Below are 22,024 nucleotides of genomic sequence, written 5' to 3'. Positions count from 1 at the left end.
TTCGAGGCTGGCGGTTTCCCCGTTTGTTCGGTGGGTGGGTGGCGGGTTCGCTCGTTTGTTGGGTGGGTGGGTGGTTGCGTCTCTTGTTTGTTGCGTGGGGAAGTGGCTGCATCTTCATGCTTGTGCGTGGGGGAAGTGGTTGCTTCTTCATGCTTGTTGCGTTGGGGGGTTGGGTCTTCATGTTTGTTGCGTCGAGGGGGGTGGTTGGGTCTCCATGTTTGTTGCGTGGGTGGGTGGTTGGGTTTTTCGCCTGCGCGGCGGGCGCGCCTACGCGGCGGGCGACCTCAAGGGAGGGGGGCGCGTGGACGCCAATCGGTGTGCATGGAGGTGCGGGTGGCGGTTGCGTGCGGGGCTGGGTTTTCTGGGCTTGCTCGTTCTCCCAGTCGGCATGGACGCCATCACAGCGTCCGGGGTGGTGCTGGTGTGACTGGTGTGGCTGATAATGCGGGCGAGGCAGCTCGGCTGTGTAATACTTGTTTAACAAGACATCAAAACCGACATTTGGTGCAGCCCGGCAGCCACAACAGCATTATCAGCCTCAGTAGTCACACTCGTCACAGCCTCCGGAGATCACGGCGGCGTGAAAGCCTTGTTTCTTGCGTCCAGCGCAAGTAACTCGACATTCACGCCATCCGCGAACCTCTCAAGCCGGACATTTAGCGCTCCACACGCCTTCGCATCCCACATACTGGACCCTGACGCCACCCGCTGAGACGCCACGGCACCGCCGGCGCCCCAGCCACACTTCTGGTCCGGTTTGTCCGTTCTCCCCCGTCGGCGAGCTTTGCTTGCCGACGGGGGAGAACGGACAAACCGGACCCACCCACAGACCAACCGCACACGCCGCACCCAACCCAACCAACAGCGAAACCCCGCGCGCCCCTCCCCTTGAGGTCGCCCTCCGCGCAGGAGCGCCCGCCGCGAAGGCGAAAACCCAACCACCCCCAAAACGCGACAATCATGAAACGCAACCACTTTCCCAAACGCAACGACCAGAAAACCCAACCATCTCAAACGCAACAATCAGAAACCACCCACGCCCAACCAGCACCCACTCACCAACCACACTCACCCAGCTGTACCCCCCGGAGCGATCATGGTCACCCCGGTCGGACTCCCCTCAGACATCCCAACCAGCGCCCGAGGCGCCTCGTCCAGCGAAACCGTACGCGTGATCAGGAGGTCGGGGCGGAGTCGGCCGGTGGCTACGAGGGTGAGCATGGGGTCGTACGCGTGCGCGGCCATGCCGTGGCTGCCGGTGATGGAGAGTTCGTACGCGACGACTCGGGACATGGGCAGGTTTGCGCCGTCGGGCAGGAGACCGACCTGTACGTGGCGGCCGCGGCGGCGGAGGGTGGAGATCGCGGTGGCGCAGACGGCGGCTGAGCCGAGTGCGTCGACGGTCAGGTGCGCGCCGCCGCGGGTCGCCTCGACGACATCGGTGACGATGGTGTCGGAGGCTAGGATGCCAGTCGTGGCACCGAAAGATCGTGCCAGTTCCAAGGCCGCGGGCGATACGTCGACGGCGACGACCTGCAGGCCGCTGGCGGCGGCGATCATGACGGCGGACAGGCCGACGCCGCCGCAGCCGAAGATCGCGGCCCACTCGCCGGCGGCCGCGCGGCCCTGGGCGACGATGGCTCGGTAGGCGGTCGCGAAGCGGCAGCCGAGAGCGGCGCCGGTGGTGGTGTCGACCGTGTCAGGCAGCCGCACGAGATTCGTCGCCGCATTGGCAACCACGACGTAGTCGGCAAACGAGCCGAGCAGGCCGAAACCAGGCTGCACCTGCGCCCGGCACACCTGCTGTTCGCCGACTGCGCACTCCGGGCAATGGCCGCACGCATAGACAAACGGCGCGGTCACCCGGTCGCCTTCGCGCCAACCGGACACCTCACCACCGACCGCCGCGACGACGCCGGCGAACTCGTGTCCAGGAATGTGCGGAAAAGCCACGATGTCGTCGTCGTGCCCCTGCCAGCCGTGCCAGTCGCTGCGGCACAAACCGGTGGCCTCGACGCGTACGACCACGCCGTCCGGTGGCGGCGCCGGATCGGCGACCTCCTCGACGGCTGGCGGCTGCTGGAATCCCCGGTACACGACGGCGCGCATGTGGTTATCGTGCCAAATGTGAAGCTGACCATCCTCGGCGGCGACGGTGCCTGGCCGTCGTACGGCGGAGCCTGCAGCGGTTATCTCGTCGAACACGCGGGATTCCGCCTCTTGATCGACCCCGGATACGGTGTGGCGGCGCGTGTCGGAGCGGCGATCGATGCCGTCTACGTCACGCACGGACATCCGGACCACTGCGCCGACCTCAACCCGCTGCTGCGCAGAATCGACGCGACAGAAGAAAAACCGATCGACGTCTACGCGCCGGCACACGCGCTCGACCAGGTGCTGGCGCTCGACCGTCCCGGCTGGCTGGAGAGCACGTACGACCTGCACGAGTTCACGCCGGGCGAGGCGTACGCGATCGGACCGTTCCGGGCGACGACCGTCGACCTGCCGCATTTCCTTGCCAACGCTGGCATCCGGCTGTCCGCCGGCGGAGAAACCATTGCCTACACCGGCGACACCGGTCCGAGCGACCGGCTGCGTGAGCTGGCCGACGGCGTCGACATCCTGCTGCACGAGGCCTCGTACGCACGGACCACCGACTCGGAATTCCTTTCCACAGCCCGCGTCGCTGGCCAGACAGCGGCAGCGGCACAGGCGAAAAACCTGATCCTGACGCATCTTTTCCCGACCACCGACCGAGAAGAGGCCATGCGAGCCGCGACATCCGCCTACGACGGACCGGTCACGATCGCGCGACCGTCATGACCGACTCGGACTACGAGAAGATCGACGGCAAGCTGTCGCCGTGGGGACTGCTGCCGTGGGGTGTCATGATCGCCGGCTCGGCGAGCGACGTGTGGCACGGTCGCGTGCCGTGGCCGGCCGGCTTCCTGGTGGCCGCCTTCGTCCTCACGTACGCCGGCAGCCTCTGGTTTGGCCTGCGCGACCGGCCACATCGCTGGCGCGGCCGGATCTCGCTGGCCGCGATGGTCCTGCTTACCCTGCCGATGATCGTGGTTTTCGGTACGAACAACGGATATACGGTGCTCGCGATGCTGTCGATCGCACTCGGCTCGGCGTTGCCGTGGCGGCAGTCGTACGCGTGCATCTTCGCGCTGGCCATCGTCGCGGTCACGGTCTCCTTCATCCGTACGCCCGGCGACAGCCTGGCGCTCGGCTACACGACGCTGATCTCCGGCGCCATCGTCACGACCATCCGCCGTTTCCTGACCGCGATCGCCGAGCTGCGCGCAGCGCGCGAGGAGCTGGCGCAGGTGGCGGTGGAGAAGGAGCGGCTGCGGTTCGCGCGTGACCTGCACGACCTGCTCGGCCAGACGCTGTCACTGATCGTCATCAAGGCGGAGCTGGCCGGCCGGCTCGGTCGCGACGATCCGCGCGGCGAGCAGCAGGTCGCCGACATCGAACAGATCGGCCGCGACGCGTTGCGCGAGGTGCGCGAGGCGGTCAGCGGCTATCGCGAGAGCGGCCTCGCCGAGGAGCTGGCGCGCTGCGGCCGCGCGCTGCGCGACGCCGGCATCGAGCCTGTCGTCGTGCAGGAAGGCGACAACCTGCCGCCTGCTGCCGCAGCGCTGTTCACCTGGGCCGTACGCGAGTCGGTGACCAACGTCATCCGCCACTCCGGTGCCACGACCTGCGAGATCACCGTACGCGCCGACGAGCGTGCCGCCACGCTGACCGTCGCCGACGACGGCCGCGGCTCGAGCGGCACCGCCGGCAACGGCCTCAAGGGGCTCGCCGAGCGCGTCGACCTCGCCAACGGGACCCTACGTACCTGCCGCAACGCCTCGCTACCGGCACCAGACGCCAGTAACGAGGCGTTGCGGGGTTTCGTCGTGGAAGTGGAGGTGCCGATCGGTGAGGAGGTCGGCAAGGGGTGGCTGAGCGGGAAGATCGCGGCGCTGCGGCGGGTTGCAACCTGACGTGCAGATTCCGTTCTCCGTGCTCGACCTGGCGCCGGTCGGCGCCGGCCGTACGTCCGCGCAGGCCGTCCGCGACACGATCGCGCTGTCCCGCGAGGCCGAGCGGCTCGGCTATCACCGCTACTGGCTGGCCGAGCACCACTCGATGCCCGGCATTGCCAGCTCCGCGCCGGCCGTCCTCATCGCCGCCGTCGCGGCCGCCACCAACGAGATCCGCGTCGGATCCGGCGGCGTCATGCTGCCCAACCATCCGCCGCTGGTGGTGGCCGAGCAGTTCGGCACGCTCGAAGCCCTGCATCCCGGCCGCATCGACCTCGGCCTTGGCCGCGCACCTGGTACGGACGCCAACACCGCCCGCGCTCTGCGCCGCTCCGCCGATCCCCTGTCGGCCGACGACTTTCCGCAACAGCTCGGCGAACTGCTGGCCTTCTTCGGCGGCGACTTCCCCGACGACCATCCGTACGCGCGGATCCTGGCGACGCCGAGCCGCGGCAACCAGCCGGCGATCTGGCTGCTCGGCTCCAGCGGCTACAGCGCGCAGGTGGCCGGCATCCTCGGCCTGCCGTTTGCCTTCGCGCACCATTTCAGCGCGCAGAACACGCTGCCGGCGCTCGCCCTCTATCGCCAGCACTTCCGAGCCTCCGAGGTGCTGACCGAGCCGTACGCGCTGGTCGCCGCCTCGGTGATGGCGGCCGACACCGACGAGCACGCGCGCTGGCTCGCGGCGCCGCTCGCGCTGGCGATCATGTCGCTGCGGCGCGGCAAGCCGATCACCTATCCGACGCCGGAGGAAGCCGCGGCCTATCCATACACGGCGGAGGACCGCGCGTTCATCGACCACCTGACCGGCAACTACATCGTCGGCGGGCCGGAGACCGTGCGCGCAGGCGTCGACGAGCTTTTGGCCGCCACCAACGCAAACGAGCTGATGGTGACGACCAACCTGCCGACCCTGGCCGACCGCGTGCGGTCGCTGGAGATCGTCGCGGCCGTACGCGACAAGGCGGCCGTGGCGTAGGGTCGGCGTCGTGCGATATGGCATCTGCATCCCCCAGTTCGTGCCGGACGGTTTCGACCCGGCGGCGTTCCGCGATTACCTGAGGCGAGCCGAAGAGCTCGGCTTCGAGAGTGCGTGGACACAGGAGCAGCACCTCGGCGACAAGCCGATCCTCGGCGCGGTCGAGGTGATGACGTACGCGGCGGCCTGCACCGAGCGGATCCGGATCGGCTGCTCGGTCTTCGTGACGCCGCTGCACCAGCCGGTCGAGCTGGCCAAGAGCCTCAGCACGCTCGACCAGCTCAGCCAGGGCCGGTTGGAGGTCGGTGTCGGCACCGGTGGCAATCGGCGCCCGTTCGGCGCTTTCGGCATCACCGCCGACGGTCTGGTGGCCAGGTTCAACGAGCATCTGCGGATCATGCGCGCGCTCTGGCGCGAGCAGCGGGTGACCATCGACGGCCGCTTCTGGCAGCTGGAAAACGCCATGATGGAGCCAAAGCCGGTGCAGGCCGGCGGTCCGCCGGTGTGGTTTGGCGGCAGCGCGCCGGCCGCGCTGAAGCGGGCGGTCCAGCACGGCGACGGGTTTTTCGGCGCCGGCTCCACGACGACCGCGAAGTTCGCCGAGCAGGTGAAGATCGTACGCGAGGAGGCCGCGGCCGCCGGACGCGACGATTTCCCGATCGCCAAACGGGTTTACATCGCCGTCGACGATGACACCGCGGTCGCCAAGGAGCGGATGCGGATCGCGTTGGACGAGATCTATCACGGTTTCGGCCTGCCCGACCTCACGCCGGTGTCGGTCTTCGGCACGCCGGAGGAATGCGTCGCCGGGCTGCGGGCGGTCGCCGAGGCCGGCGCCGAGCGGATCCTGGTCAACCCGCTTTTCGACCAGCGCGAGCAAATGGAGCGGTTGAGCGCCGACGTGCTGCCGCACGTTTCGTAAGCCGGATCACAGCCGGAACAAATTTGGGTCGTCCTTTGCTCTATCAGACGGAGCATCCATGACGACGGAGGTGGTGCAGATGTTCCGCCTTCCCACTCACCGCGGCGACAGGCGCACGGTCACTCGGGAGACCGCGCCGCGTGCCGACCGCCAGCTGGAGCGAGTACGCGATCGCAGCATGATCGCGCGAGGCATCCAGCTATAGATTTGTGCGGCCGGTCGGCCACACAAACGGCATAGAGGAGGCCGTCCCAGCCGGGACGGCCTCAGTCATGTCTGCCTCTTTGGACAACCGACCTGTCCCCGCTGGTCGGCGCGCTGTGACGGCCATCGTTGTCATACTTCTGGCCATGTCGTACGAACGGATTCTCGGCAGCGAGACGATCACCGGCAGTCTCCGCACGAGGCCGTCGATCCCGCTCGACGTCGACACCAGCTGGCATCCCGGCCTGCGCCCCGGCCGGGGCGCGTGCCACCCTCGGCAAAGGATGGATCTGCAGCGGGTGGCCGCAAACATCGCCGCCATCCTGATCTTCGCCGGTCAGCCGGCGGATTCGGTCCAGAGCGTAAGGAGTGCGGCGACGACGCGCTGATATTCGGTCCAGCGCCGCGCCATCCGGTCGCGACCGCTCTCGGTCGGCTGCGCGTCGCGCACGACCCGTACGGCCGCGTCGGCGGCCTCGGACAACGAGCCATACCGGCCGGCGCCGACGCCGGCGAGCAGCGCGGCGCCGAGCGCTCCTGGCTCGTCGGTGTCGGTGACCTGCAGGGCGAGCCCGGTCGCGTCGGCCAGCAGCTGTGTCCACAGTGGACTTTTCGCGCCACCGCCGCAAAGTCGCGCCGGCGAGGCCAGCGCAAAGGCCGACCGCAGCGCGTCCAGATGCCATCTGTGGTTGAAGACGACACCTTCCATGAGCGCCAGCAGAAGGTGGCCGCGCGTGTGCCAGCCGCGCATTCCGTAGAAGCCACCGGCGGCCTGCGCGCCGAGGTCCAGCGGCGATCCGTAGAGGAATGGCAGGAAAACCAACGGATCCGTGTCGTCCTGCGTGACCGCCGCGGCCGCTTCCTCCGCCACGAAGGCGTAGGGCTTGCCGGCGGCTTCGTCGCGTGCCGCGTCGGTGCCGCACAGCGTACGCACAAACCAGTCGAGGTTGGACGAGGAGGCTGGCGAGGTCGACATGTTGAGCCACTGGCCGGGCCGCAGGAACGCGCGCGCCTGCCAGCGGTGGTCGAGCCGCACCTGGTCGGAGACCACCTGGTTGATGCTGAAAGTGCCCATCACCAACGAAACGTCGCCGACGCCGGCGGCCCCCATGCCAAGCGCCGCGGCGTCGACGTCGTGCGCGCCGGTGACGACCGGCGTGCCGGCCCGGAGTCCAGTCGCCTCGGCCGCCTCGGCGGTGATCTCGCCGGCTTTCTCAGCGCTGCCAAGCAACGGCGGCAGTCGGTCGACGATCCCTGGTACGTCGTACAGCTCAAACGCCATGGGGCTGTACGTTTGCGTGCGTACGTCGGTGAAAGACGCACTGGCCTCGGTGGCATCGGTCGCCACCTCGCCGGTCAGCCGGAGCCGCAGCCAGTCCTTGCAGAACAGCACCCAGCGCGTACGCGTCCAGTTGGTCGGCTCGTTTTCGGCCAGCCAGCGATAGATCGCCGCCGGTGAGCCGGCGAACGGCGACTGGCCGGTCAGCGGCAGTGCCTGCTCGGCGACACCTTCGCCACGCCAGCGGTCCACAATGGAGTAGGCGCGCGAGTCGACCGCAGTGATGCCGGCACGTACGGGTTTGCCCGCGGCATCGACCAAATACGCGCCGTCGTTGTGACCGGCCAGGCCGACGGCGACCACGTCGTCACCGGACGCGCCGGCCGACGCCAACGCCGCGCGGATCGCCGACGTGGTCGCGTCCCAGACCGCGTCCATGTCACGCTCGACCCACCGCGGCCTCGGCGTCAGCGTCGGCACGCGGGCCGAACCAATGCCGCGCTGGTGACCGGAGAGGTCGAAAAGCGCGGCCTTGGTGACCGTCTGGCCGGCGTCGATGCCGAGCAGCAGCTCGCTCACACCCAACCCAACTCGGCGGCGTTCGCCGCGGTCGCACACCTGCCGGTGGCCAGAAACTCCTCGACCGCGTCGGCGACCAGCCGCACCGACGTACGGTTGGTGTCGACCGTGTCGCCGCCGAAATGCGTGGTGAACGTGACGTTGTCCAGCGACCGCCACGGACTGTCGGCCGGCAGCGGCTCGCTGTCGAATACATCGAGGCCGGCGCCGGAAATCCGGCCGTTTTCCAGCGCGTCGTACAACGCGTCGGTGTCGACCACCCGACTCCGCGAGACGTTGATGAAATAGGCCTCCGGCTTCATCAGCTCCAGCTGCTTCGCGCCGATCATCCGGTTGGTTTCGGCGCTGTGCCGCAGTTGTACGACCACGAAGTCCGACTCGGAGAAGATCTGCTCGGCGTTGCCGGCGCGTTCCACACCGGCGTCGACCAGCACATCGTCGGCGACGTATGGATCGTACGCGAGCAGCCGCGGCCGGAATCCGCTCAGTTTCTCGGCAAACCGCCGGCCGACGTGGCCAAAGCCGAGCATGCCGACCGTACGACCGCCGATTTCGATGCGCGCGCCAGGAAACTCCTTGCGCCACTGGCCGCTTTTCACCGACGCGTCGGCGCGCGCGATGTTGCGCGCCTCGGCCAGCATCAGGCCGATCTGCAGCTCCGCGACCGCGGACGCGTTGCGGCCGAAGACCGGCACGACACCGATGCCGCGCTCGGTCGCCGCGTCGATGTCGACGTTTTCCAAGCCCGTACGCGCGACCGCGACCAGCTTCAGCCGTGGACCGGCGGCGAACACGTCCGCCGACACCGGCGCGAAATGTACGCACAACACCTCGGCGTCGCCGATCGCGGACAGCAGCTCAGGCGGCGCCGGCACGGCTCCGGCGCCGCCTCTCTCCATCAGCTGTTGGGCCTCGTGCTGCTCGGCTTTGCTGCCAGGCAACGTGAACGCGCGCGCGTCCAGCACTTCGCGGAACTGCTCGGCCGGAATGAACTGGTCGCCGACGGCGAGGATCGAGCTCACGCCTTCTTCCCCGGCAACACCTGGGTTTTCAGGCCCTTGCCGGCACGGAAGGCCTCCAGCGCGGCCGGATATTCCTCCAGCGGCAGCCGGTGCGTGATGATGCTGTCCGCGTCGAGCAGGCCGGCGGCGAACAGCTCGGCGGCACGCGGATAGCTGTGCAGCACCGCCATCGAGCCGACGATGGTGATTTCCTCGTTGTAGATCCGGAAAGGTGAGAACCTGGCGACCGCTTTCTCGGCCGACACGCCAAACTGCATGAACGTGCCGCCTTTGCGTACGCGGTTGAAGCCGTCCTCGATGGCGGCGACCACGCCGGTGCAGTCGATGACGATTTCCCAACCTTGCGGCCGGTCCAGGTCGTCGGCGCTGGTCGCGACCGCGGTCGCGCCGAGCTTGGTGGCGGTCGCGAGCCGATCGGCGTTGGTGTCCACCACCGAGACCGAGACCGCACCGGCGCGGGTGGCCATCTGCAGGTTCATCAACCCCATCGTGCCGGCGCCATAGATCAGCAGGTGCTGACCGACGCGCGCGGACAGGATGTCGAAGCCGCGTACGACGCAGGACAGTGGCTCGATCAGTGCCGCGTCCTCCATGCGTACGCCTTCGGGCAGCACGGCCAGGTTTTTGACCGGCGCCTTCGCAAACTCGGCCGCGCCGCCGGAGACCGACACACCGATCGCCGCCCAGCGCTCGCACAGGTTGCCGCGGCCGATCTTGCAGTAGTGACACTCTCCGCAGAACAGCGACGGGTCGACGGCGACCCGGTCGCCGACGCGCACCTCGGTCACCTCCGAACCGACCTCGACCACCTCGCCGGCGAACTCGTGACCGGGGATGATCGGCAACGACGGCGCGAACTCGCCTTCGGCGATGTGCAGGTCGGTGCCGCAGATGCCGCACGCGGCGACGCCGACGACGACCTCGCGCGGCCCCGGCGTCGGATCCGGCACCGTCTCGACCGAGACCTTGCCTGGCTCGTGGATGACCGCGGCTCTCATCAGCTCACTCCTCGCCTGGACGTACGTCTGTCACTCCACCCAATCAAATCAACCGCCGGCCGGCGCGCCCGGAGTGACGCTGACCGCTTCCGGCGAAACCGGCTGGTCAGGGATCTCCGCGGTGCCGGAGACCAGGCACGCGGACGTCCCCCACGCGACCGCTCGCGCCAGCCGCGCCGGCTCCGGTCCCTCCTCGGCGAGGAAGCCGGCCAGCAGCGCATCGCCGGCGCCGACCGTGTTGACGACCTCGATCGGCGGCGGTGTGGCCTGCCACCAGGCGTCGCCGGCGACCAGTACGGCACCGTACGGACCCATGCTGACCAGCGACAACGCGCGTGGCGCCAGGTCGTGAGCGACCTTCACGGCATCGGCCGGGGTGCGTACGGCGGCGCCGCTGACCGCCGCCAGCTCGTCGGTGTTCGGCGCGATGAGGTCGGCGCCCGCGTCGATCGCGGACGTGAGCGCGCTGCCGGACGTGTCGACCGCGACCTTGGCACCGGCAGCGTGTCCGGCGGCGACCGCCGCCGCGACCAGCGTCTCGGCGTTGGCCGGCAGCGAGCCGGAGATGACCAGCCAACGCGCGCGTACGTCCTGACACGCCGTCGCCGCCGCCACGACCAGGGCGGCCTGCTCGTCCGGCGAGAGCTCGGCGCCGGGCTCGTTGAGCTTGGTGGTCTCGCCGCCCGGCAGCACGACCGAGAGGTTCACGCGTACCGGCCGCTTCGTGGCGATCGCCCTGGTCTGGATGCCGTCGAGCAGCGCGAGGAGCTGGTCGCCTTCGGCACCACCGGCCGGCACCACGGCGAGCGACCGATAGCCGCGCGCGACGAGTACGCGCGTGACGTTGACGCCTTTGCCGCTCGCCTCCACGTGCGCCGCGCTGGTGCGGTTGACCGCGCCGCGTACCAGCCGGTCGAGCGTCACCGTACGGTCGATGCTCGGCGTCGGCGTCAACGTGACGATCACGCGCTCTCCGTCCTTGTGCCGTCGTTGCCTCGACTCTACGGTCACCGCTGTCCGGTTTGGGGCTTCGGCCGCAGGGACTCTCTACTTGCGCCGGGTGCCAATGCCAGGAACTTAATGTCCGTGGTGGCAACGGAGCATGCCGTGCGTCTGATGCACGGGATGCTCCGTTCACCGCATGCTGTGGCTGTCCCGAGTGTGGTGACGGCTCGTCGGGTGTGGAGAAATCCTGGTACGACCGGCCCTCAGATGCGGGATTTTTCCGCACACGATGCGCGAGGACAGCCGGCCGCGGTCACGGACAGTCCCGCCCGGCGAGCTCCGAACTCACGAACTCGACGTTGTGGACCTCGACACGCCGAAAGAGCAGTCGACAACGTCGAGTTCGCGAACCCGAGGCGTGTCGTCACCGGCAATCCGGTCACTACGAGTCACACCACACGAGGAGAGGCGATCCAAACGACCTCAAAGTTCCTGGCATTGGCGCCGGATGCACGTAGGGAGTCCCTGCGGCCATCGCCTTATGAGGTCGCGCAGATAGGGGAGCGGGTGTGAGTCGAGATTCAGGCGTCGTCTGCCGGTGCCGCGGGGCCGGCCGTCGTAGCAGCGCTACTTCGTCGGTGCCGGCAGGCGGCGCCTGGGCTCGGCTATCGCCCGCTCCCCTATGTGCGCGGCCTCTAAGCTCGGCCTTGTGGAGTGGAAGGTCGCGGCGAGCGACGAGGCCGTCGGTCTGCAGCGTGCCTGGGACCTGGTCGCGGCTCGGCCTGGAGCCGCTCGGCTTTGTGTGCTGCGCGGCGACCGTGTGCTGCTCGATCGCTGGAAAGGCTGCCACCGCGACGACCTGTTCATCACGTTTTCGGTGAGCAAGCCGTTCGTGGCGCTGTGCGTCCATCTGCTCGCCGACCGCGGCCTGCTCGATCTCGACGATCCGGTGGCCGCCCATTGGCCCGCGTACGCGCGAAACGGTAAGGAGTCGATCACCATCCGGCACGTGCTGACGCATCGCGCCGGCGTGCCGATGTCCTCCGGCAGCTTTGCCGGTGACGTGCTGGCGATGGCCGACTGGGACCGCAGCGTACGGCTCGCGGAGCGCGCCCGGCCGCGCTGGCCGGTCGGCCAGGTGCCGGCCTATCACGTGCTCTCGTACGGCTTCATCCTCGGTGAGCTGGTCAGACGGGTCTCCGGCCGGCCGGTCGAGGAGTTCCTGGCCGGCGAGCTGGTCGATCCGCTCGGCCTGCCGGACCTGCGGCTCGGCCTGCCGGCTGCCTGGTGGAGCCGGCGCGTACCACTGCGTGCCGGCCACCCCAGCGAGGTCGGCCGCCGCGTGCTGTTCAACCGGCGCGGCACGCGCCGCGCGGTCATCCCGGCCGCCGGCATCTCGACCACGGCTCGCGATCTCGCGTTGTTCTATCGGATGCTGCTCAACGGCGGCGAGGGCGACGGCAGGCGCGTGCTGCCGGCAGCCGCCATCGATGCGGCGCGGCGCGAGTCCTGCGACGGCGAGCTCGACCGTACGATCCAGCGGAAAGTGCGCTGGGGACACGGATTCCAGCTCGGCGGCGGATCGCGCGCGATGGGCCAGACCGCCAGCCGCGAGGCCTTCGGGCACAACGGCAGCAGCATCTGCAACGCCTGGTGCGACCCGAGCCGCGACCTGGTTTTCGCGTACACGACCAATCTCGCCCTGCCGCGCCGCGAGGCCGTGGCGCACCAACAGGCGGTCAGCGACGCGGTCATCGCCTCCTGTGTGTGACTTCCGGGCCGGACGCGCGTTTGAAGGCGGAGACGTTCGCCAACCGGAGGAGAAGACCGCCATGCCTGTCCCCGATCGCCGACCACTGCTGGCCGGAGCCGCCGCCGTGCTGCTCGCCGCCGGTCTCGCCGTGCCGCTGGCCGCCAACGCCGGCGAGAACCTGGCGACCAACCCGGTGCTGGCGACCGACGCCACCGGCTGGGGTGTGCTGAGCGGCGGCACCGGCCAGCGGGTCGCCGTCACCGGCCATCCGACCGCGACGTACGGCTACCAGGTGCGGCTCAGCTCCGCCGACGCCGGCATCTACCTGCCGCAGCTGCCGGTCACCGGCGGCAAGTCGTACACGATCGCGGTGGACACCAAGCTCACCGGCAAGGCACGCGTCGAGATGGACTGGTACGGCAGCGGCGGCCGCTATCTCGGCTCCAGCCACGGCACCGCGGTGACCGGCTCGGCGAGCGACTGGAAGACCGTACAGGCGACGCTGGTGGCGCCGGCCGGAGCGACCAACTCGCATCCGCTGGAGACGGTGACCGGGGCGTCCGGCAACTGGCAGTCGACCGCGGCCAGCTACCAGGGCGAGGTGGTCACCCCGCCGACGACTCCGCCGGCCGGTGACGGTGACACCGCGGCCGGCAACTTCCACTGGGGACAGCCGCTGCCGGCCTCCGACGAGTTCAACTACACCGGCCTGCCCGACAGCCAGAAATGGGGAATCTACGGGCACGGCGGCGACGACAACTGCTGGCCGGGCCACGCCGGCAACGGCCGCCGGTGCGTCGACGCCAACTACGTCAACGGAAGTTTCCTGCGGCAGACCGGAAAAGCCAACGGCGACAGCGCCGGGCTGGCGTCCAACCTCGGCCAGAAGCTCGGCCGCTGGGAAGTACGCGCCCGGGTGCAGGCGGCGTCCGGAGCGAGCGGCCACGCGTATCACCCGGTGCTGATCACCTGGCCGGACTCCGACGAATGGCCGCAGGGCGGCGAGTACGACTATTTCGAGGTCAACGTCGGCGACCAGCGGGCGACCGCTTTTCTTCACCATCCAACGGATTCCGGGGTCGTACAGGACGAATACCACTCCGGTGACCTGGACCTGTCGCAGTGGCACAATTATGGATTTGAATGGGCTCAGAGCGGCTTGACCGGATACATCGACGGGAAAGTGTGGTTCCACGACACGGATCCGGACGTACAGGCGCCGGGACCGATGCACCAGACCATCCAGCTCGACAATTTCTTCGGCGCCGGTGGCATGCAGGAGGCCTACTTCGACGTCGACTGGGCCCGCGTGTACGCACTCACCTAGTGGCGCCGAAGTGTTCGATGGCGGTTCGTACGCGCGCAAGGCGCTGCGGAGTGCTGCCCAGCTGCGTGTCGTCCCAGAAATCAAAGGCGAAAAGCCCTGCGCCGGCCAGCCGGCGCAGGGCCGCCTCCTGGCCGAAAAGCTGCGCCGTCTCGCGGTCGAAGGCGTCGATGCCGTAGAGGTCGCCGTGCCGGTAAGGCCGATACTGCGACACCATCGCCGGGCCGAACCGGTGCAGCGCCGCCAGCATCTGCGACATCGCCTCGACGTTGTCTTCCTTTTCGAACACACCAAAACTCTGGAAATCCGAGCGCGCCAGCACGTCGTCGAAGAAATGCAGCATGGTGCGGCCGTCGCCGGGACCGGTGTCGGCGAAGGAGTTCAACCAGCCGTCCAGGTCCAGTGCGACCAGCGAGTTTGCCGCGTACGCGTGGAAAATCGCGACGACCTGCAGATATCTGGCCTTCAGCGCGGTGTAGTAGGCGCGGTTTTCGGCCGCGTCGTTGAGGCCCTGGCCGCAACCCATCTGGTCGGCGCCGACGAACGCGCTGACGAAAAGCGGTGGCCCGCCGGCCTTTCCAGCGAACGCCAGCGCCAGCTCGCGCATGTCGGAAAGAAAACGCTCGGACAGCGGGTACGCCGCACCGCACACGCCTGTGCCATGCACCGTGAAGGCGCGTTTGTCGTCCGCGTCGTCGAACTTTCCGATCATCAGGTGGATCGCCTTGCCGGCCGCGTACGCGCGAGCGACCGAGCCCTTCCGCCAACCCGGCAGCTGCTGCAGGGTCGCCACGTCGTCATATCGTTGCGTGACCATCCCGAGAAACGGATAGAGCGGACTGCTCAACACGCTGTCGATGTGTTCGCCGAGGCCAAAAACGACCCGGCCAGGCGGCGGCAGCGGCACCGGCCGCTTCTTGATCGGCACGGCGAGGGCCGTCGCCAGATCTGCTGGCGGAGCATCGACCGTCCACCACACGACACCACCAGCGACGAGCGCGACCACGGCCGCCAGGACCAGCCACCAACGATGCCGTCGCGCGGCCGGTCGTACGAACGGCACCTGCACCCGACCGGCCGCGCGGTCCGCCTCCAGCAGCTCGTCATAGACCGCGCGCGGACCCGGCCCCGGCTCGGTGCCGAGCTCGTCGGCCAGCACTTTGCGCAGGTCATGGTATGCGCGCATCGCGTCGGCCGGCCGGCCGGTGCGCATCAGCGCGCGCATCAGCCGGACCCAGGTCGCCTCACGCAGCGGGTTGGCGGTGGCCAGAGGACGCAGCAGCCCGATCGCGTCCTCGGCTCGACCGGCGGCCAGCATGCCGTCGGCCAGGCAGTCCTCGGCCGCGTGCCGCAGCTCGGCCAGCCGTACGCGCTCCACCTCGACCGAAACACCGGACAGCGACTCGTACGGCTCGCCGCGCCACAACGCGAGCGCCGCCTCCGCACACTCCATGGCGACCGAGTTTTCGTTGCTGGACAAGGCGTCGCGCGCGTCGCGTACCAGGTCCTCGAAGGCCGTCACGTCCAGCTCGCGCCGCTCGACCACCAGCCGATAGCTGCCGCGCCGGCTGTCGATCCGCGGCTGGTCCCCCGCCGCCGGCAGCAGCTGGCGCAGCATGTGGACATATGTCTTCAGGTTGCCGCGCGCCGACGCCGGCGCGCCTTCCGGCCACAGTGCCTCGGTCAGCTCGGCGGTCGAGACCCAGCGGTTGGGCGCGAGCGCGAGCGCGGCCAGCAGCCGCTGCGGCTTCTCCGCCGTCACCTCGCCGGCGCGGTCGCCGCCGACCCGCAGCGGTCCGAGCGCGTGGACCAACAGCCCCGCGTCCACATCGATGTTCGCTGTCATGCCGTCCCTGATCGTACGCACAAGTGCCGAGAAATCCGGACGGTTCGATGGTTCGCCGGCCGGTTCTTCGGCGGTTCATCCGCAGGTCCTGCCGCGGTGAACCGGCCGCGTACCGGCGCCGAACACGGTGTGTGGATGACCGACTTCGACGCGATCTATCGCGGCTATCGCCGGCAGATCTATCGCTTCTGCCTGGCGCGCGTGACGGATCCGCACGCCGCCGAGGAGCTGACCGCGGAGATCTTCGCGTCCGCGTACGCCGCGTACGAGCGGCTGGTCGTCGACGACGCCACCGCGATCGCGCCGTGGTTGGTGCGCATCGCGCGCAACGCGGTGATCGACCACCATCGCCGGCGCGGCCGGCGACAGGCCATCGCCGACCGTTTCCCGCTGGCCGACGACCGGCTCGAGTCGGTGGAGCGTCACGTGCTGGCGCGCGAGGACATCCGTATGCTCGGCCGCTGCCTCGCCGCGCTGTCCGACCGCGACCGGCGGCTGATCGCGCTGCGGCTCAGTGGCGCGAGCGGCGCGGATGTCGGCGAGCTGCTCGGCCTGTCCGCACACGCGGCGACGGTCGCGTCCGGACGTGCGCTCAGCCGGCTGCGCGTGGAGTTCGGCCGGCGCGCGTGATCACAGGGTGCCCTCTCAGTCGTCGGCGCGGAAGCTCTGTGCCGGGCTCCACGAGGCCAATGCGCAGGACAGTGATCGTCGCGGCCGTCGCCGCGCTCGCCATCGGTGGCGGCACCGCGGCCGCTTTCGCCTCGCACGGCACCGACGACCGCCGGCCGGCCACCACGTCGGCTGTCAGCTCGGACCGTGCCGTGCAGCTGGCGCAGCAGCGCGTACCGAACTCACGTCTCGTCGAGGTCGAGCTGGAGCACGCCAATGTCTGGGAAGTCGACCTGGTGCGCGGAAACGTCGGCTATGAGGTCGATGTCGACGCGACCACGGCGTCATCCGTAAGGTGGAAATCGACAACCACCGGCATGGCGACGACGATTAGCCTCGGCTGTGAACCCAGAATGCAGCGGGGCCGGCGACGACCGGCCCCTGCCGCTCCTCTTGGGCGGCGTGGCTGGGGTAGCCGCTTTGCCGCCCAGAGTGAAGTACTACCCCAACGTTTCTGACACGGTAGTAGTAGTGACGGCGATTGCAGTCCAACGCGCGCGATGCGATTTTGCGTTGCGCGGCAAGAGAAACTGACCACCGCGGTTGACTGGCTTTGTCAGTCGGTTTGGTATTATGGATGACATGACCACTCCTTCATTTCAGCCGGCGGACGATCCGTCGTTGCTGTCAGGTAAGGAGGAGTTCGCGGCCGCGTTGCGGTGTGCGGAGCAGGCGGTGCGTACGGCCAAAGCCACGCTTCTGGCGGTGGTGAAGGCCGCCGATGACCAGACGATCGCGACGAAGTTCGGACACGGCGACACCGCGGCGTTCTTGGAGGATTTCCTGAAGTTCTCCCCTACCGAGGCGAGTCGGTGCGTGCAGCGCGCTCGGGCGTTCTGCGGCAGCCGTGCGCTGGCCGCCGGTGAGAAGTTGGCGCCGCAGTTGGAATACGCCGGTGATGCCATGCGGCGTGGCGAGCTGGCCGACTCGCAGTTGGACGCGATCCGGACGATTATCAGCAAGTTGCCGCGTCGGATCGGGATCGAGGACCGGCGGTTCGCCGAGAAAACGTTGGTCGACGCGGCGTCCCAGTTGCGTGCGCGTGAGTTGCACCAGCTCGGCAACCGCGTCCACGGCCACCTCGACCCGGATGGAACCATGCCGTCCGAGGAAGAGAACGCCACGCCGCGCCGCGAGCTGTATTTGCGCACCGGCACCGACGGCCGATTGGCGTTCCGCGGCAGTTTTGATGCCGAGACGGGCAGCCTGATGCAGGAAATCCTCTCGCCGCTGGCCAAGCCACGCACGGACAACAAGGGCAAAACCAAAGACCGCCGCTCGGCTGCTGAGCGCAATGGTGATGCGTTGGCCGATGCGCTGAATCTGATCGCCGACAGTGAGAAGCTGCCGATCCAGGGCCGCGAGCGTCCGCACCTGACGATCACGCTGTCCTGGGAGATGCTCAGGGACAAGCTCGGGCAGGTCCGCGCGTACGAAAACACCGTCCTCAGCCCCGAAGCCGCCAGAAGGCTCGCGTGCGACTGCGACATCACGCCCCTGGTGCTCGGCACCCAAAGCGAAGCATTGGACGTCGGCCGCACCGAACGGCTGGTCACCGATGAACTGCGCAAAGCGTTGATCGCCCGCGACCGCGGCTGCGCGATGATCGGCTGCACCCGACCCGTACGCTGGACGAAAGCCCACCACGTGACCCATTGGGCCGACGGAGGTGAAACCTCCATCGACAATTGCGTGCTGCTGTGCGAGGCCGACCACCGGCAGATCCACCACGGCGACTGGCAAGTCCAGATCGTCGACGGCGTACCAGAATTCATTCCACCGCAGTACGTGGACTTCGAGCAAAAGCCGCTACGAAATACCTACCACCTGTTCAACCAGGGCGGTGCTGGTGTGACTGCTGTGGCCAACCATGCAGGTGAGACGGCCTGACCGGGTAATCTCGCCGGGAGCACAGGTCGATCACTGTCGCGAGATAGAGTTTCCCTTCCTCTGTAACGATTTCGGTCATGTCGCCAACCCGCCTCTACGCACGTCCGGCCAGCCGCGCCACTACCAACGTCCTGGCCGGATGGAGAGCGGGTGGCGGAACACGTCACGCGGGTCCCATTTGGCTTTGACACGCGACAGCCGCGGATAGTTGTCCTTGTAGTACAAGGTGTTCCACGGCACGCCGGAGGTGTTTTGCCGTGGATCGGCCAGATCCCCGTCCGGATAGTTGATGTAGGAGCCGTCCGTCTGCGCGTTCGGCACCGGTACGCCGCCGGTGTCTGCGTACGTCCGCCGATACCAGCGGCGCGCCAGCTCCAGATGTGCGTCGGCGTCGCCGACCCAGCCGCTGTTGAAAATCGCCTTGAAAACGGCGTCTCGTTGCGCCGTCGCGGTGGCGTGCGGAGCGACCGCGTTGGTCTGGCCGCCGTACGCGTGCAGGACCCAGCTGGACGTGAAGTCCTTGTGGACGGTGTCCAGATGCTCGTACGCGACGCGCAGCTGCTCGGCGGTGAAACCGCGGCGGTGATAGGCCGCCTTCGTCTTGAAACCGGCGGTGGACGGCAGGTCGACGGAGCCGAAGTCGGCCGTACGGTCCCGCAAACCGAGCGGCTCGTCTTTCACCACCGGTTTCGGCACGCCGCCGGCCGTCATCGCCGCCATGATCTGGTCGAGCAGTTTCCTTGCACCGGGCCGATCCGGGTGCACGGCGATGGTCGCGAGCGACACACCCAGGTGCGGCTGCGCCTGGCCAGGGAGGTCGCTCGCGCCGGTGACGGTCAGGACCGGACACAGGTTGGTCTCCGGCGAGCCGGGACGGCTGTGCTCCTCCAACCAGGTGGCGAAATTCGTGAGGAGCGCGACGAAAGCGCGTTCATTGAGCTGGCCTGGCGACCAGTTGGCGACGCGGCTCAGATATTGCGGCGCCGCCGGCGGCAGCAGGTCGCGACCGGTGCCGCGGAACAACAACCGCGTGACGACACCGAAGTTTCCGCCGCCACCGCCGGTGTGCGCCCACCACAGGTCGCGGTTGGGGTCGTCCGGCTCGCGGGTCGCGGTCACCGTTCGCACTTCGCCCGAAGCGGTGACGACAACGACCTCCACACCATAGATGTAGTCGACAATCGAGCCGTACAACCGTGACTCGGGGCCATAGCCACCACCGATGCCGTGCCCACCGATGCCGACCGACGGACACGAGCCGCCAGGCAGCGTGGCGTCGAAAGCCTTGTAAAGCGTCCGATAGACCTGACCGAGCTGCGCGCCGGTCTCGACCGCGACCGCCTTGTGCTCGGCGTCGTAATAGACGTTGTTCATCTCCGAGATGTCAAGCAGCATCCGGATGTCCGGACTCGTGGTGAACCGCTCGAAGCAGTGGCCGCCGCTGCGAACGGCGATCCGTTGTCCGGCCGCCAGTGCGTCGCGTACGGCCGCCGTCACGTCCGCGGCACTGTCCGCGAGCCTCACGACCTGCGGCGTGCCGACGTATCCGAGCGTGGAGCGCGACAGCATCGGATAACGCGGATCGCCTGGTTTGACCGCGATCGTGCCGAAACCCTGCCGGTCGAGACATCGTTGGGCGGCACGTGCCGGCGCCGCCAGGCCAACCGCACCGGCCATCGCGACGCCGCCGGCCAGCAGCCCCCGCCGAGAAACACCGTTCATCTCCTGCGACCTTCCGGATAATTTTCTTGTTTGGCCGCGAAAGTAACATGACCGGCACGGCGTACACAGTCGCAGAAAGTCGTCGTCACCACCAACTAAAGTGTTGTGTGCGCGGCAGCGGCACACCTATATACGTTTGCGGCGAACGCCCGACGTTGTCAGGATCGGCGATGTGCGTAGTTTCGACGATCTGGTGGCCGAGGCCGCCGCCGCGGAGGTCAGCGGCTGGGGTTTCTCCTGGCTGGACGGCCGCGCCACCGAGGAACGGCCGCCGTGGGGATACGCGCGGCTGCTGGCCACACGTCTCGGTCAGGTCGGCTCGGCCTTGGACATCGACACCGGCGGCGGCGAGGTCGTCAACGAAGCGCCGGTGCTGCCGAAGTCGATGCACGTCACCGAGTCGTGGCCGCCAAACGCCGAGCGTGCGCGTCAGCTGCTCGGTCCGCGTGGCGTCGAGGTGCACGAGACCCGTGCCCGCGGTCTTCCGTTTCCGGACCAGACCTTCGAGCTGGTGACCGCCCGCCATCCGATCGCGCCGGACTGGCCGGAGATCCACCGCGTCCTACGGCCCGGCGGCAGGTATTTCGCCCAACACGTCGGTCCCGGATCAGCCTTCGAACTGAGCGAGTATTTCCTCGGACCGCTGCCGGAGCAACGGAAAGGACGCGATCCGAAGCTGGAGACCGCGGACGCTCAGGACGCCGGGCTGACCGTCACCGACCTGCGTACGGCGCGCTGCCGGATGGAGTTCTTCGACATCGGCGCGGTGGTTTACATTCTGCGCAAATGCGTGTGGTGGGTCCCGGACTTCGACGTGCGCCGCTATGACCGGAAACTTCGCGAGCTGGACAGGGAAATCCGTGACCACGGGCCGTTCGTCGCGTACTCGACGCGGCACCTCATCGAGGCGCGCCGCTGATCGCGATGTCGGCAAACGCGGCCAACGCCGCCTGCCGGCCGGTGTCGACGGCGGCGCGGAGCAGCTGCGGACGGCGTTCGGTACGACCGATCCGTACGCTGCCGGCCGGCGGCCGGATCTGCAGCGTCGCCGGATGCGAGGCCAGGAGTTTCTCTTCCTCCGCGCGGATTTCCTGGCGGCGCAGCCAGGTCTGGCCGGCACCGGGCGCGTGCCGCGCGAACCATCGCGACATCAGCGCGCGTTCACCACGCGACGGAGCCATCGCCGTCTCGTCCGCGCGCCTGGTGCGCAACGCGACGACGTGCGTCGCTTTTTGCGCCAACGCGGTGCGTATCGGCACCGCCTCGCTCACACCAGCGTCGACATAACGCCGGCCGTCGATGCCGATCGGTTCGCCGGCGAGAAAGGGCATCGCCGTGGACGCACGCAATGCCGCCCGTACGCTCGCCTGGTCGTGGATCAGGTCGTGCAGGTCGACGGGCTCGCCGGTGGCGGCATCGGTCGCGATCGGGTGAAACTCGACCGCGCTGTCCAGGATCTCGCCAAACCCCATCGGCATGACCTCGGTGTAGACGACGTTCACCAGATAGTGCGTGTCGACGACCGGCCGTCGCCACAGCAGCCGGCGCGGATCGATCGTCGTTCGCATGATGACCGGATCCCACCACGCGTGCTGCGTACTTTCGGCACGGCCACACAGCAACCACGCCGCGTTGAGCGCTCCAGCCGAGCTGCCGTAAACGGCGTCGAACGCCGGCAACAAGCCGAGCCGCTCGACCGCGATCGTCATGCCGGAGGAGTACGCACCGCGAGAGCTGCCGCCCTCGACCAGCAGCACCAGACGCGCGTCGTCGTCACGATCGCCTGGACCACTTCCCGATTTCCTGCGGTCACGCAGCAGCTGGAGCACGGCATCTGTCACCACACCTGTATACC

20 protein-coding genes are annotated in these 22,024 nt (G+C 68.4%); 12 read left to right on the top strand and 8 right to left on the bottom strand.

Annotated features, from left to right (window positions below):
* Positions 1-1,068: 1,068 nt before the first annotated feature.
* Positions 1,069-2,109 (bottom strand): zinc-dependent alcohol dehydrogenase family protein, encoded by a 1,041-nt coding sequence (locus GNX95_RS24930; RefSeq protein WP_163509794.1) that lies wholly within the window; start codon positions 2,107-2,109, stop codon positions 1,069-1,071.
* Between the two features lie 18 nt (positions 2,110-2,127).
* On the opposite strand from GNX95_RS24930, the gene GNX95_RS24925 reads away from it, so the two are divergent.
* From GNX95_RS24925 to GNX95_RS24900, 6 genes are all read left to right on the top strand, one after another.
* Positions 2,128-2,823 (top strand): MBL fold metallo-hydrolase, encoded by a 696-nt coding sequence (locus GNX95_RS24925; protein WP_163509793.1) that lies wholly within the window; start codon positions 2,128-2,130, stop codon positions 2,821-2,823.
* Positions 2,820-3,998 (top strand): sensor histidine kinase, encoded by a 1,179-nt coding sequence (locus GNX95_RS24920; RefSeq protein WP_163509792.1) that lies wholly within the window; start codon positions 2,820-2,822, stop codon positions 3,996-3,998. The genes GNX95_RS24925 and GNX95_RS24920 overlap by 4 nt, the downstream gene beginning before the upstream one ends.
* A gap of 1 nt (position 3,999) precedes the next feature.
* The gene (locus GNX95_RS24915) at positions 4,000-5,016 is read left to right on the top strand and encodes an LLM class flavin-dependent oxidoreductase (RefSeq protein ID WP_222853865.1); all 1,017 of its coding nucleotides are present in this window, start codon (positions 4,000-4,002) and stop codon (positions 5,014-5,016) included.
* Between the two features lie 10 nt (positions 5,017-5,026).
* A complete protein-coding gene (locus tag GNX95_RS24910) occupies positions 5,027-5,938 on the top strand; it encodes an LLM class flavin-dependent oxidoreductase (protein ID WP_163509790.1) in 912 nt (303 codons plus the stop codon).
* A gap of 58 nt (positions 5,939-5,996) precedes the next feature.
* Complete coding sequence (locus GNX95_RS24905; RefSeq protein WP_163509789.1) at positions 5,997-6,143, top strand: hypothetical protein; 147 nt, start codon at positions 5,997-5,999, stop codon at positions 6,141-6,143.
* 145 nt (positions 6,144-6,288) lie between these two features.
* Positions 6,289-6,531, top strand: a complete 243-nt coding sequence (locus GNX95_RS24900) for a hypothetical protein (protein ID WP_163509788.1) — start codon at positions 6,289-6,291, stop codon at positions 6,529-6,531.
* Here the strand turns inward: GNX95_RS24900 and GNX95_RS24895 are convergent.
* The 4 genes from GNX95_RS24895 to GNX95_RS24880 are packed head-to-tail and all read right to left on the bottom strand — an operon-like array spanning position 6,480 to position 10,986.
* Complete coding sequence (locus GNX95_RS24895; RefSeq protein ID WP_163509787.1) at positions 6,480-8,000, bottom strand: FGGY-family carbohydrate kinase; 1,521 nt, start codon at positions 7,998-8,000, stop codon at positions 6,480-6,482. The genes GNX95_RS24900 and GNX95_RS24895 overlap by 52 nt on opposite strands.
* Complete coding sequence (locus tag GNX95_RS24890; protein ID WP_222853864.1) at positions 7,997-9,022, bottom strand: 2-hydroxyacid dehydrogenase; 1,026 nt, start codon at positions 9,020-9,022, stop codon at positions 7,997-7,999. Before GNX95_RS24890 ends, GNX95_RS24895 begins: the two co-directional genes overlap by 4 nt.
* Complete coding sequence (locus tag GNX95_RS24885) at positions 9,019-10,020, bottom strand: zinc-dependent alcohol dehydrogenase family protein (RefSeq protein ID WP_163509786.1); 1,002 nt, start codon at positions 10,018-10,020, stop codon at positions 9,019-9,021. The genes GNX95_RS24890 and GNX95_RS24885 overlap by 4 nt, the downstream gene beginning before the upstream one ends.
* Positions 10,021-10,068: 48 nt before the next feature.
* Complete coding sequence (locus tag GNX95_RS24880; RefSeq protein ID WP_163509785.1) at positions 10,069-10,986, bottom strand: 1-phosphofructokinase family hexose kinase; 918 nt, start codon at positions 10,984-10,986, stop codon at positions 10,069-10,071.
* Positions 10,987-11,674: 688 nt separating this feature from the next.
* Between GNX95_RS24880 and GNX95_RS24875 the strand changes: the two genes are divergently transcribed.
* Together GNX95_RS24875 and GNX95_RS24870 are read left to right on the top strand one after the other, a co-directional pair.
* The gene (locus tag GNX95_RS24875) at positions 11,675-12,736 is read left to right on the top strand and encodes a serine hydrolase domain-containing protein (RefSeq protein ID WP_163509784.1); all 1,062 of its coding nucleotides are present in this window, start codon (positions 11,675-11,677) and stop codon (positions 12,734-12,736) included.
* 61 nt (positions 12,737-12,797) lie between these two features.
* A complete protein-coding gene (locus tag GNX95_RS24870) occupies positions 12,798-14,045 on the top strand; it encodes a glycoside hydrolase family 16 protein (RefSeq protein WP_163509783.1) in 1,248 nt (415 codons plus the stop codon).
* Here GNX95_RS24870 and GNX95_RS24865 read toward each other — a convergent pair.
* Entirely contained in the window at positions 14,038-15,888 is a 1,851-nt protein-coding gene (locus GNX95_RS24865) for an AfsR/SARP family transcriptional regulator (RefSeq protein WP_163509782.1), read from the bottom strand. The genes GNX95_RS24870 and GNX95_RS24865 overlap by 8 nt on opposite strands.
* A 135-nt stretch (positions 15,889-16,023) precedes the next feature.
* Between GNX95_RS24865 and GNX95_RS24860 the strand changes: the two genes are divergently transcribed.
* The 3 genes from GNX95_RS24860 (at position 16,024) to GNX95_RS24850 (ending at position 18,447) form a co-directional block, all read left to right on the top strand.
* Positions 16,024-16,518, top strand: coding sequence for an RNA polymerase sigma factor (locus GNX95_RS24860; protein ID WP_163509781.1), 495 nt, complete (start codon positions 16,024-16,026; stop codon positions 16,516-16,518).
* Between the two features lie 71 nt (positions 16,519-16,589).
* Positions 16,590-17,015, top strand: a complete 426-nt coding sequence (locus GNX95_RS24855) for a PepSY domain-containing protein (protein ID WP_163509780.1) — start codon at positions 16,590-16,592, stop codon at positions 17,013-17,015.
* Positions 17,016-17,130: 115 nt separating this feature from the next.
* Complete coding sequence (locus GNX95_RS24850) at positions 17,131-18,447, top strand: HNH endonuclease signature motif containing protein (RefSeq protein ID WP_343034957.1); 1,317 nt, start codon at positions 17,131-17,133, stop codon at positions 18,445-18,447.
* A 120-nt stretch (positions 18,448-18,567) separates the two neighbouring features.
* Here GNX95_RS24850 and GNX95_RS24845 read toward each other — a convergent pair whose 3' ends face one another.
* Positions 18,568-20,169, bottom strand: coding sequence for an FAD-binding oxidoreductase (locus tag GNX95_RS24845; RefSeq protein ID WP_163509778.1), 1,602 nt, complete (start codon positions 20,167-20,169; stop codon positions 18,568-18,570).
* Between the two features lie 163 nt (positions 20,170-20,332).
* Here GNX95_RS24845 and GNX95_RS24840 point away from each other — a divergent pair, with 163 nt between their 5' ends.
* Entirely contained in the window at positions 20,333-21,088 is a 756-nt protein-coding gene (locus GNX95_RS24840) for a class I SAM-dependent methyltransferase (RefSeq protein ID WP_222853945.1), read from the top strand.
* Here the strand turns inward: GNX95_RS24840 and GNX95_RS24835 are convergent.
* Positions 21,069-22,010 carry a patatin-like phospholipase family protein gene (locus GNX95_RS24835; protein WP_187369681.1) on the bottom strand — a complete coding sequence of 314 codons (942 nt, stop codon included), beginning with the start codon at positions 22,008-22,010 and terminating at the stop codon, positions 21,069-21,071. The two genes, GNX95_RS24840 and GNX95_RS24835, sit on opposite strands and share 20 nt — an antisense overlap.
* Between the last annotated feature and the right edge of the window lie 14 nt (positions 22,011-22,024).

This window comes from Fodinicola acaciae, assembly GCF_010993745.1.
In the GTDB taxonomy this organism is placed as follows: domain Bacteria; phylum Actinomycetota; class Actinomycetes; order Mycobacteriales; family HKI-0501; genus Fodinicola; species Fodinicola acaciae.
This window is presented reverse-complemented; position numbering and strand designations above follow the sequence as displayed.